This window comes from Bacillus sp. R86525 (genome assembly GCF_042466195.1).
Taxonomy (GTDB): Bacteria; Bacillota; Bacilli; order Bacillales; family Bacillaceae_G; genus Bacillus_A; species Bacillus_A nitratireducens.
In genome coordinates this window covers 3,204,487-3,216,712 of sequence record NZ_JAXHPX010000007.1, presented here as the reverse complement: position 1 = coordinate 3,216,712, position 12,226 = coordinate 3,204,487, and the positions used below count along the sequence as shown (strand labels likewise).

The 12,226-nt window shown below is 33.6% G+C and carries 10 protein-coding genes; 8 read left to right on the top strand and 2 right to left on the bottom strand.

Annotation, left to right across the window (positions count from 1 at the left end):
• Window positions 1-7: 7 nt before the first annotated feature.
• The 5 genes from SJY24_RS19225 to SJY24_RS19205 all read left to right on the top strand — a co-directional run bounded on the left by SJY24_RS19225 (window position 8) and on the right by SJY24_RS19205 (window position 6,449).
• Window positions 8-1,435, top strand: coding sequence for a basic amino acid/polyamine antiporter (locus tag SJY24_RS19225; protein ID WP_000129456.1), 1,428 nt, complete (start codon window positions 8-10; stop codon window positions 1,433-1,435).
• A gap of 76 nt (window positions 1,436-1,511) precedes the next feature.
• A complete protein-coding gene (locus tag SJY24_RS19220) occupies window positions 1,512-1,772 on the top strand; it encodes a hypothetical protein (protein ID WP_000504036.1) in 261 nt (86 codons plus the stop codon).
• Between the two features lie 106 nt (window positions 1,773-1,878).
• Window positions 1,879-3,696, top strand: a complete 1,818-nt coding sequence (locus SJY24_RS19215) for an AAA family ATPase (RefSeq protein WP_377865810.1) — start codon at window positions 1,879-1,881, stop codon at window positions 3,694-3,696.
• A complete protein-coding gene (locus SJY24_RS19210) occupies window positions 3,686-5,536 on the top strand; it encodes a hypothetical protein (protein WP_377865809.1) in 1,851 nt (616 codons plus the stop codon). The genes SJY24_RS19215 and SJY24_RS19210 overlap by 11 nt, the downstream gene beginning before the upstream one ends.
• Before the next feature lie 316 nt (window positions 5,537-5,852).
• Window positions 5,853-6,449: a hypothetical protein gene (locus SJY24_RS19205; protein WP_071745832.1), complete on the top strand. Its 597-nt coding sequence runs from the start codon at window positions 5,853-5,855 to the stop codon at window positions 6,447-6,449.
• 105 nt (window positions 6,450-6,554) lie between these two features.
• Here SJY24_RS19205 and SJY24_RS19200 read toward each other — a convergent pair whose 3' ends face one another.
• Entirely contained in the window at window positions 6,555-7,040 is a 486-nt protein-coding gene (locus SJY24_RS19200; protein ID WP_000456025.1) for a polar chromosome segregation protein, read from the bottom strand.
• Between the two features lie 362 nt (window positions 7,041-7,402).
• On the opposite strand from SJY24_RS19200, the gene SJY24_RS19195 reads away from it, so the two are divergent.
• Window positions 7,403-8,758: a hemolysin family protein gene (locus SJY24_RS19195; protein WP_377865808.1), complete on the top strand. Its 1,356-nt coding sequence runs from the start codon at window positions 7,403-7,405 to the stop codon at window positions 8,756-8,758.
• A gap of 144 nt (window positions 8,759-8,902) precedes the next feature.
• Entirely contained in the window at window positions 8,903-10,327 is a 1,425-nt protein-coding gene (locus tag SJY24_RS19190) for an aldehyde dehydrogenase family protein (protein WP_377865807.1), read from the top strand.
• A 121-nt stretch (window positions 10,328-10,448) separates the two neighbouring features.
• On the opposite strand, the gene SJY24_RS19185 is transcribed toward SJY24_RS19190, so the two are convergent.
• Window positions 10,449-10,841: a YueI family protein gene (locus tag SJY24_RS19185; protein ID WP_377865806.1), complete on the bottom strand. Its 393-nt coding sequence runs from the start codon at window positions 10,839-10,841 to the stop codon at window positions 10,449-10,451.
• A gap of 238 nt (window positions 10,842-11,079) precedes the next feature.
• Between SJY24_RS19185 and SJY24_RS19180 the strand changes: the two genes are divergently transcribed.
• Window positions 11,080-12,213: a BA2291 family sporulation histidine kinase gene (locus SJY24_RS19180; RefSeq protein WP_098763602.1), complete on the top strand. Its 1,134-nt coding sequence runs from the start codon at window positions 11,080-11,082 to the stop codon at window positions 12,211-12,213.
• Window positions 12,214-12,226 lie beyond the last annotated feature (13 nt).

Genomic DNA, 12,226 nt, shown 5'->3' with positions numbered 1-12,226 from the left:
ACCTAGAATGACAGATGGGGTGGTACAAATAGAAAAGAAGTTAGGATTTTTTCCGTTAATCGCATTAGTAGTTGGAACGATGGTTGGTGGCGGTGTTTTTAGTTTACCGCATGATTTAGCAGTAGGAGCAAATAGTGGTGCAACGATAATTGGTTGGTGTATTACAGCAATGGGAATGATTCCACTTGCGCTCGTATATCAAACGTTAGCAAGACAAAAACCGGAGCTTGAGGGCGGAATTTATAGTTATGCACGAGCTGGATTCGGTGAATATATTGGTTTTAACAGTGCTTGGGGATACTGGCTAGCAGGGATTTTAGGAAATGTTGCAACAATTATGTTACTGTTTAGTACATTAGGTTACTTCTTCCCAATTTTTAAAGGCGGAAATAATGTTGCGTCAATCGTAGGTGCATCGCTTTTATTATGGACACTTCATTTTCTTATCTTATTTGGAATTCGTGAAGCTTCCATTATGAATGTTATCGCAACGATTGGGAAATTAGTTCCGATTTTATTATTTATTGTCGTGATGGTAACAGCGTTTCGCTGGGATACATTTACACATGACTTTTGGGGCGAAGGAACTATCTCAGTTTCCTCTGTACTAGGTCAAGTGAAAAATACAATGCTTGTAACCCTTTGGGTGTTCATTGGGGTTGAAGGAGCAGTTGTATTATCAGGAAGAGCTAAAAATAGCAGAGACGTTGGAAAAGCGACAGTACTTGGACTTATTTTAGTAATGTCTATTTATATTTTAATTTCTGTTCTGTCAATGGGAGCAATGACACGAGGAGAACTTTCCGTTTTAGAAACTCCTTCAATGGGACATGTATTAGAACATGTTGTTGGGCCATGGGGTGCAATGGCAATTAATATTGGATTAGTTGCGTCACTTGTAGGTACATTAATTGGCTGGTTTTTACTTGTTTCTGAAATTTCTCACGTAGCAGGAAAAGACGGCGTGTTTCCGAAAGTCTTTACGAAAACAAATAAGAAACAAACGCCGCATATGGCATTGTGGATTTCAAATATCGTTGCCCAAACTATATTTATAATCGTTCTGTTTTCACAATCGACATATCAAATTATGTATTTTATTGCGTCAACATCTATATTACTGCCGTACTTATTATCAGCGTTATATCAATTGAAATTAGTCATTACGAAAGAGCTGGAAGTTGCGAGAGTGAAAAATGGTTTGTTAGCTTTAATTGCTTCTGTATATTCTGTATGGCTCATTTACGCAGCTGGTTTAAAGAATTTACTGCTTGTTTCAATCGTATATGGTATTGGGATTCTCGTGTATATGTTTGCAAGAAAAGAAAAAGGGAATCGTTGTTTTGCAGGCAAAGAGCGATATGTGATGTGGGCGATTGTTATTGCCGCTATTACATCACTTTATATGCTTGTGACAGGAAATATAAAAATGTAAAAGTCCTTTTCATTTAAAGGGCTTTTTTCTTTGGTTAGAGAATATCTAATACATAAGATATTCAGGAGGGATGAAAATGGGAGAAAAAGAACAGTTGTCTAGAATTATGGAGTTAGCTAGTGATTTAAGGAAAGTACTGGTGCAAGAATCTTTTTTTAATCATCATCCTGAACTACGAGGAGTGATTGAAAATTTAGCGAGTTCTGTAGAGAATTTGGCGGAGTTGCAGCAAAATAAAGATGAAAATGCCGAAGATAGATTGCGGTACGTGCTTGCTAAAATGAAAATTGCTCATAATGCCATTTTACAAGAGAAAAAAGCATTTCCTTCTCATTAATATACGTTTTATTTTTGAACCTGACGGATGACGTCAGGTTTTTTATTTCTAGTTTTAGATTGTAGTTCATACAATAAGAATAGTATGAAAAAAGAAGGTGACTACGTTGAAATTACATAAAGCTCTTCATCCAAGTTTTATAAAACGAATGTATTATATGAGGTTTATTGGAACGTTTGCAAAAGCGGAGGGAGAGAAGAATGGAGAAAATTTCTTTGTACAATGCCTTTCTCCATTACCCTTAACTTTACAAGAGTTATTTCCGGCTGGAAAATATTTATTTGAAGGATTATGCAGTAATAAAAAAAATGAAAAAATATTTACTGATTTAAAGAAGCGTAAATTAGAAAAGCAATTGGTTATGTTTCGTCTTTATTATGATCGAGGAAATTTATTTTTGGAATTAATATGTACAGAAGAGCCTAGGGAGATAGCATCTTCATATAAATTGATTCCTTCACCAAAGGTCTCGAATTATAAAAAGAGAGCGTCTTTGGAACGGAAGTTAAGCAACGGTTATTTATCATTTCTTATGCCTAAATTACCAAAAGACTTTGAGCCTCCAGAATTATTATGGCATGAAGGAAGACTATATGGGAATTTATCGTTAAAATCATCAATAAGTTCAATTTCATATTTTGAGCAAAGAAAAGAATGCAAATATATTGAAATAAACGATTGGATGAAACATGTAGAAATAGCGGTAGATGATCATTTATATTTTGTAAGTGAAAATGCGTATGAGCAACTAAATAAACGAATTGTTGAAGAAGGTAAGTTAGTTGAAGCAGAGGATATTAAAATGCAAAAGGAGGACTGGGAATGGGATGAGCGTGAATCCTCTTTTTTGCAGTATGTACAAAGTATGGTTCGTAAAAAAGGTCTATATTTGGATGATACAGATATATATAATTTTCACATTAGTGTTAAAACCAATATGTTAACGATTGTTGGCGGTATACCAGGTGTTGGGAAATCACGCTTTGTGCAAGCATATGCAGAAGCACTGGGCTTACGTTATGGGGAAGAATTAATTTGGATCCCAATTTCACCATCGTATCAAGAACCACATGATATTCTCGGCTACCTTCATCCGAATGGTAATTTTATTGAAAGTGAAACGAAGTTAGTTCGCACATTGCTGCAGGCTAAAGAAAACCCAAATCAATTGTATATAATTGTGTTTGATGAAATGAACATGTCACATATTGAGCATTGGTTTACTCCATTTCTATCCGTTCTTCAACTTGAAAAGCAAAATCGCATTTTGAATTTGTATGAGAAAGTACAAGAAATAGAAAATCAAATTCCGCCTTCAGTGGAAATTGGTGAGAATGTTATTTTCGTAGGCACTGTAAATTTTGATGAAACGACGAAAGAGCTTTCCGATCGATTATTAGATCGAACAAATTTGATTACGTTACAAAAAATTCCGTTTTGCGAGATGAGTATAGAACAAGAAAAAGTAGTTCAGCAACCCCCGTTGAAAGTAACAACGGGAGAATTTCGAATTAATTGGTTTAGGAATAAAGAGATGATTGAAGTGTTTACTGAAGAGGAATTAGAGTTATTGGATAAGTTACATGATGTATTATCATCACACGATATATCAAAAGGAATTTCTTTCCGATGTGCAAACGCAATCGCTACGTATTTGCAAAATATACCGTTCCAAAATAATCAGTCCTATATGATTAGCAGGGAAGAAGGCTTTGACTTGCAAATAAAGCAACGCGTATTAACGAAATTAAGGGGGACAGAAATGACAGTGGGCTCTCTACTTTCTGAAGAAGCAAAAAGGGGAGCAATATTGATACCACTTTTACAGTCTCCGCTTGCAAATCGTGTATCTACATTTGAACATTCTTTAGCTTATATAAGACAAAAGCGTAGAGAACTGGAGCTGTATGGATATGCAAAATGAGGAGCGTTATGAAACAGCAATCGTCGATACGAAAGAAACGCTCCCGTTTGTATTGAAGCTAATCATTGGTACGGAGGGGAAAGGCGATTTTATCCTTTTAAATAGGCTCTGTACGTCTACTACAGCACTAGTTCAATGTATTTATAAGGTACAGGAATTAAAACCACTGAAATTGCATTTCCATTATCAAAATCCAATGGATATTACATTCATATGGAATAAAGTATATGAGGGACAAAAGAATATAAAAGAGTCGCAATATGAATTAAATGAAAAAAAACAAAGAGTATTAGTGTATGAACATGGAAAAACTGAATTTTTTTATCCGTGGCGCTGTGGCTTATATCATTTTGAAGTGCGTATAGAAGATAAAACTTATTATGGTGCGTTTCAAGTTGTTCCTAAAAACTTTTTTGATGACCAATTTGAAATGATTCAAGATTATGTGAAGTCAATTTTAAACGAGTTAATTTTAGATAGAGGTTATTACAAGAAAACTTTCTCAGCACTGAGCGATATTGAAGATTCTTCTTATTTGGTATTGTTAAGAAAATTGCCACAAAAAATGAAAAGAATAAAACAAATTTTTAAGAAAGTAGAATCGAATGCGGAATTTGTAAACGAATATAATTGGGAAACGAAAGAGCGGAAGACAACGAGAAAAACTGCCATTATGACAGAAAGAAAGTTTTATGCGAAATATTACAACCGTAAATTTAAGGAGCAAAAAAATAGTATTGAAAATGCATTCCTTAAATTTAAAACGATGCAATTCTATTATTATTTACTTGAAGCAGAAAGTTTTGTACGTAAAACGATTGAAATACTAGAAGGAGAAAAGAAGAAAAAATCAGATGAATTCCAAGCTGTTAAAACAATTATGAAAACGATCGAACGAAATGGATCAGTGACGGACAGAGAAAAACAAAAATATAGAAATCTACATTTACTAAAAGAAGCAGATTTACGGAAAAGTTCTGTGAAAATACAAGAATATAAAATATTAGCCCATATCGTATATGAAAGTGTACAATACTTTCGAAATTTATTGTATTCTCCATTTTGGAGGGAAGTTTCTGAAACAGCTAACATTAATTCGCACACTTTATCTATACCACATCAACAATTACTCCATCATTTAGAATTGTTACCGCAGCAAACGGAGCAACCCCCATCTTTATTATTCGTATATAAACCAACATTTTTAGTGTATGAGTATTACGCTTTTTTTATCGTTATTTCTATATTAGAACAAATCGGATTTGAAGATAAGAATCCTATCCGTGAACAAATACAAGAACATTTTTATTTAGACGGATTACAAGATGGAACGACAGTTATCTTGCATAGAGATAATATAAAAGTGCACGTCGCATTTAATGATCTAATTGAAACACACCCCCTTATTGCACTTAGCAAAGGAAGTAATTTTTATAATGGAGAGGACACAAAGAAGCCAGATATACGTCTAGATTGTTATGTAAAGGAAGAAGAGAAGTACGTATATAAATCATCTATAATTATTGAAGTGAAATATAGCCCTATGTATAATATTTTTCAACCTATTGGTAACACGAAAGCGACGGAGCAAATGTATAAATACTGGTCTATTAAGTATGTAGAAGAACAAAGTGGAAAACGAATTTTTCATCGTAGGGCAATTTATGAAGTGATTTGTGTATATCCAGGGAGTCATATGCATAGTAAAAAAATAGAATCTGGTTGTGGTGTGTTTTTACAATTATATCCGTATAAGACGAAACAAGGAGAAGAGAAGTTGGCGGGAAAGCACGGGATGATTCAAGTTTTTGAAAAATGGTTAAAAAGCAATAAAATGTAAAAGAAATCCTTTTTTTAAAAGGATTTCTTTAGGTTAAGAAGAATTATATGCCATAAGGAAAGAAGCATAACCTGGATCGAATTTGAAATGATAATCATCTTTCATTAGAGAAATTAACTTTCTTTGTATATACGATTGTATAAGAAAGCAAGAAATGGTACATGCGGGGGAACAGAGTGTGAAATAGGAATTTAATTCAATTTGCAGAATATAATAAGACGTAAATATTTTTAGTTGCATACGAAGGTTTGTTCTTATATGATAGTAAGTGAAAGCGTTATCAAAAACAGAGCGGCGATGGGAAAGGCGGGTAAATATGTTCCAGCGTGTTCAAACAAAGGAAGAACATTTTTGGTTCGAGCAACTGTGGGGAGATTTTTGTGAAGAAAGAAACTTAATGTTTGTAGAACGTAATTTAAATCCATCACGATTTTTATTAATAGAAGATGAACATCATATCGGTACAGTAGAATGTATTAAGTATACAGTACCTGAACAATCAAATTCGGAGTTTTTCTATCCGTTTTCTAAAAATGATTTAGTGAAAGATTTGAAAAATGTATATGAAATAGGAAAGTTAAGCATTGCGAAAACGTCTCGGGGGAGAGGACATTTCAAAAGGCTGGCAGCTATTTTATTTATGCATGCGTTAGAGACGAAAGCTGAATGGTATATTGCAGCAGTTACAAAAAGAATGTATATGTATTTACTTACACTCGGTTTTCCAATTGAGCCGATAGATAGTCCATTCCAGTTTCATGATACTTTACAAGGTGTACCAGTACGGATTCATGCTCGTAAAGGGGCTACACATTTGTATTCTTTGAAAGAATTCCGTGATATTATTCAAGGTAATGCTCATGCGCAGGCACTTATTGCAGAATACAGTAAAAATATTATGTTAACAAAATAAAAATATATGAATATGTATAATATGAAGAAAGAAGGGTGTCATGTTACAGCCTTCTTTCTTCATATAAAAAGTAGACCCTTATTCTTGCAATAAGGGTCTACAAGGTTATAGTCCAAATATACTAAAAATCATTTTGCGGCGCTTAGGTTTCTTTTCTCTTTCATATGTTGGTTTTGAATCAGGAGTAATATATATTGGTTCTTCTTTTTTTAAGGCAGCTTCTAGTTTTTGAATTCGCTCTAACATTTCCTCCATTTCACGGCGATGTTGTAAAAGTTGGTATGTAACGACATCATTTGCTTTATCTAGCATTTGTTCTTCCATTCGATCTAGTCTTCTCGTAATTGAATTTAATTGAGCTGCTAATTGCTCAAAATCATTTGATGATGTTGTTTGAGTAGGTTGAACGTTGTGAGGTTGGTCTGCTTGAGAACGATGGTATTCTAACATTTGATCTAAATCACCTTGTGTGAAAATAAAATGACCATATTTATTTTTTTCTATCGTAAGATTTAATTGTTGTGCAATCCGGACAACAGCCTTTGGGCTAACACCTAATTTCTTCGCGATAAATGGTGTTTTATATTCCAAAATAATCCCTCCTATATATATCCTGTTGAATGATTTCTAGTTATGTAGTAAGTTCCCTTCAGGTGTGACAAAAGAAGTGTGGAATCGGCAAAGAAAGTGTTTTTTCACGAAATGGAGCTATTTAGCATATACGATTCATATAAAATATTTTATTTATCGAAAAATTGGGATTATTATAGTTTGACGATAATAAGTTAATTAGATTATCATAATTATAAATATCTTTTTTATGTATGCATATAATATATAAAAAGGTGGTTGCTAATGTAGAATTTTATTAGAGTATAAGAATGCTTACTTCACTTGAATAAATTTAAGTAGGAGGTGGCTTCCTTGCTTACACTGTAAGTAAGGAAAAGTATTTGGACATATATAGTATAAGTATAGTGATTGTTTTAATTGCCTTAACGGCATTTTTCGTTGCAGCAGAATTTGCAATTGTTAAAGTGAGGAGTTCACGAATTGACTATTTAATTGCAGAAGGAAATAATCGTGCAATATCTGTCAAAACAGTCATTACAAACTTAGACGAATATTTATCAGCTTGTCAGTTAGGAATAACTGTTACAGCTCTTGGGATTGGGTGGTCTGGTAAACCTGCGCTAAAGCACATGTTTGATGTGTTGTTTGCTAATTGGAATGTCCCCACTCAACTCGCAGATATTTTGGCTATAACTTTAGTGTTTTTGTTTATCACATTTTTTCATGTGGTAGTAGGAGAGTTAGCTCCAAAAACATTCGCGATTCAAAAAGCAGAACAAGTGAGTTTCTTTGTTGCTAAGCCACTCATTTTGTTTTATCGTATTGCATTCCCATTCATTTGGCTTTTAAATGGATCAGCTCGGCTAATTACGAAATTTTTTGGGTTGAAACCACCAAAAAAGCATGATGAAGTGCATTCAGAAGAAGAATTGCGGTTGTTGGTTTCAGAAAGTTATAAAAACGGTGAGATCAATCAATCTGAATATAAGTATGTAAATAAAATATTTGAATTTGACGATCGTATTGCGAAAGAAATAATGGTACCACGAACAGAAATGAATATTTTAAATAAAGAAATGCCTGCCGAAGAGGCTTTACAAAAAATGTCTCATGAAAAATATACGAGGTATCCGGTGGTTGATGGTGATAAGGACCATGTAATAGGCTTTGTGAATTTTAAAGATATATTTACAGATGTTGTGAAGCATCGAGTTGTTAGTGAAAAGACAGTGGAGCAATATATTAGGCCAATTATTCTAGTAATTGAATCTATCCCAATTCATGATCTATTTTTAAAAATGCAAAGGGAAAGGACGCATATTGCTATATTAATTGATGAATATGGTGGTACATCAGGTCTTGTAACCGTTGAAGATATTTTAGAAGAGATTGTAGGGGATATTCAAGATGAGTTCGATACTGATGAACAACCGGAAATCCAACAAGTTAGTGAGACGAAAACAATTTTAGAAGGAAAAGTACTTGTTAGTGAAGTGAATGCATTATTAGGTTTGACTATTGACGACGATGATGTCGATACGATCGGCGGCTGGATACTAACGAAAAATATTGAGATTGCCGAAGGAGATACCATTGAAATTGAAAACTATAAGTTTTGTGTGAAGGAATTAGATGGGCACTATATTAAGAGGTTGGAAGTAACGAAACCTACAGAATCGATTGTTATTGTGGGGGATGAAAAAAAGATTTCTCTCCAAGAACAAATTAGTTCGTAAACTCTGCTTTGTAGCAGAGTTTTTTTTGAGCAAAATGTTTTTTGGGGTGTTAGGGCTATGATACAATTACATAAGTCAGACCTTTCACTAGGTGAAATAAATGTAACGTATTAGTGTATACATATATTTGGAAGGAGAACCACTATGAAAAAGCATTTATATATAAATGGGGTATGGAAATCAGTAGGGACGTATAAACCATTGTATGCACCATATTCTGAAGAAATATTAGCGGAGATTGCGCAAGGTACAGAAGATGACGTAAAGGAAGCAATAGTTTCTGCTAAAAATGCAATGAAAGAAATGAAAAAATTATCTGCATACGATCGCGCAACTATTTTAGAAAAGGTTGCACAAAAAATGGATGAGAGAAGAGAAGAGTTTGCAGTGATTATCGCAAAAGAAGCTGCAAAACCAATTCGTGCTGCACGGGGAGAAGTAGATCGCACTGTTCAAACATATAAGTTTGCAGCTGAAGAAGCGAAGAGAATATATGGTGAGACGTTACCATTAGATGCGGCACCAGGAGCAGAGGGCCGTATAGCGTATACAATTCGACAACCAATCGGAGTTATTGGTGCTATTACACCGTTTAATTTTCCACTTAATTTAGTAGCACATAAAGTAGGTCCGGCAATTGCGGCTGGAAATACTATAGTGCTAAAGCCAGCCGACCAAACGCCACTTTCGTCATATGCATTGGTGGAATTATTTGAAGAAGCTGGTTTACCAAAGGGAGCTTTCAATATAATTTCTGGGCCTGGACCTGTTGTAGGTGAGCCATTAGTAAAAGATGAGAACGTTGCTTGTATTACTTTTACAGGAAGTCCAAAAGTAGGTATTGGAATTAAACAAAAAGCTGGATTGAAACGAGTGACGTTAGAATTAGGATCAAATGCTGCTGTTATCATTGATGAAGACATTGAATTGACAGACGAAATAATTGAACGTGTAAAATGGGGCGCGTTTGTGAATAATGGACAAGTTTGTATTTCTGTACAACGTGTTTTTGTACATGAATGCAAAATAGATGAGTTTATTACAAAATTAACAAAAGCAATGGAAAACGTTGTAGTAGGAGACCCGCTTCATGAAGAAACAGATGTATCAGCACTTATTTCAAAAAAAGATGTAGAACGTGTAAGTTCATGGGTAGAAGAGGCAGTTAAGGCAGGAGCAAATGTTGTATACGGTGGTAACAAACGTGATGCAAGGATCTTTGAACCAACTGTATTAACAAATGTTCCAGAGTATGTATCTGTTCAGTGCCAAGAAGTATTTGGTCCACTTATGACAGTAAATACATTTAAAGAATTTGATGAGGCTATAGAGCAAGTAAATAATTCACGTTACGGTCTACAAGCAGGTGTATTTACAAACAATTTATGTAAAGCAATGCGTGCCATTGATGAATTAGAAGTCGGTGGTGTCATGATTAATGATATTCCAACGTTCAGGGTTGATCATATGCCTTATGGTGGTGTGAAAGAGAGTGGCACAGGTCGTGAAGGAATTAAATATGCAATAGAAGAAATGACAGAAATGAAATTAGTGTGTATTAAAAAATAAAGTAGATCGAGCTTAAACATCGCAATAAAAAAACGAGCAGGAAATGTTTACGATTCCATACTCGTTTTTTATTGTTTGTTTTACGTTTCTCGGAACGATTTCATTTAATCAAGTGTACCTTTTACTTCATTTCTTGTTTGAAAATAGCATCTTCTACATAAATTTGTTCTTTGTCAACAGCAGTGCTATGAGATAGTACTAAACCGATTGGTGTTTCCGTACCTTTATTTTGAACAATTGTAAAAGGAACATTTTTTTCATTTGCTAATTTAATGTATTTTGATAAATGTGGGTAAGCAATGCCACCATTTAGGAATAGTTGTAATGATTGAGAAGAACGCATGCTACCAGTTACTTCTGTATACACATTACTTTGCATTACTTGACCGATTGTTAAAGCGACTTCTACACGCTCACGTAATGTAGTTAAGTACATATTACGTTCTTCTGGTTTGTTTTGCTTTTGGCCATATATGCCTTCTTGGAGATAATCTTCCACATTTTTATTTACCATATTTTTCACACCTTTCAATTCTTATTGTACGCAAGAATTAAAAAGGATGCAAAAAAAAGTAGTTTTGAACAGAAAAATAATTAAAAAATGAGAAAGAAAAAGAGATATATGAATAAAACTTATTTAATAAGAAAGGAAAAATAAATTTTATCAACAGAAATTAACAAAATGTGACAATAATCTATTAACGAAATGTATTTTTTGTGTTAATATTCAAAATATAAAGGGTATTCGTCGTATGGAAATGGAGGGAATGGAGGTTTTTCCAATCGATAAGGATATTAAAGAAGTATTTTGTTCGCACTTGAAAAACAACAAGCACCAATTCGTAGAGAACTGGAAAAACAAAATGATAATTTCCGAAAAAGATCCATTTAAACAAGAAGTAGTTCAAAATGGAGAAAATTTATTAGAGTTAATTATCGAACTTGTTATGGAAGATAAAGATATTAATTATCTTCAACCATTATGTGAGAAAATTGCCATTGAGCGTGCAGGGGCAGATGCGAATATTGGAGATTTTGTTTACAATGCAAATGTGGGAAGAAATGAACTTTTTGAAGCAATGTGCGAATTGGATGTAAGCGCTCGTGAACTGAAACCGATTATGGCCAAAATACATACTTGTTTTGACAAATTAATTTATTATACCGTTTTAAAATACTCAGAAATTATATCGAAAAATTTAGAAGAAAAACAGCAATATATAAACGAAACACATAAAGAAAGGCTTACGATTCTAGGGCAAATGTCGGCTAGTTTTGTCCATGAATTTCGTAATCCGCTAACTTCAATTATGGGATTTGTAAAGTTATTGAAGACAGACCATCCTAATCTATCGTATTTAGATATTATTTCACATGAATTAGATCAATTGAATTTTAGGATTTCACAATTTTTACTTGTGTCGAAAAAAGAAATGTGGAATGAATCTGAACGTTTTTGGCTAAATGACTTGTTTCAAGATATTATACAATTCTTGTATCCAAGTATAGTTAATGCAAATGTTTTGATTGAAAAAAATTTGCCGTATCCTATTCCACTCATTGGCTACCGGAGTGAAGTGAGACAAGTATTTTTAAATATTTTAATGAATTCAATGGATGCTCTTGAATCGGTGAAAGAAGAGCGGAAAATTATCATTGATGTATTTGAAGAGGATACTACTATTCGCATTGTTATAAAAAATAATGGGCCTATGATTCCAGCGGAAAGCGTAGAAACCATTTTTGAGCCATTTGTAACTACTAAAAAGCTAGGAACTGGTATTGGACTATTCGTATGTAAACAAATTGTAGAAAAGCATAAAGGATCCATATTGTGTCGTTCGAATAATGACTGGACAGAATTTCAAATTGAGTTTCAAAAGTAAACAGTCTACACCA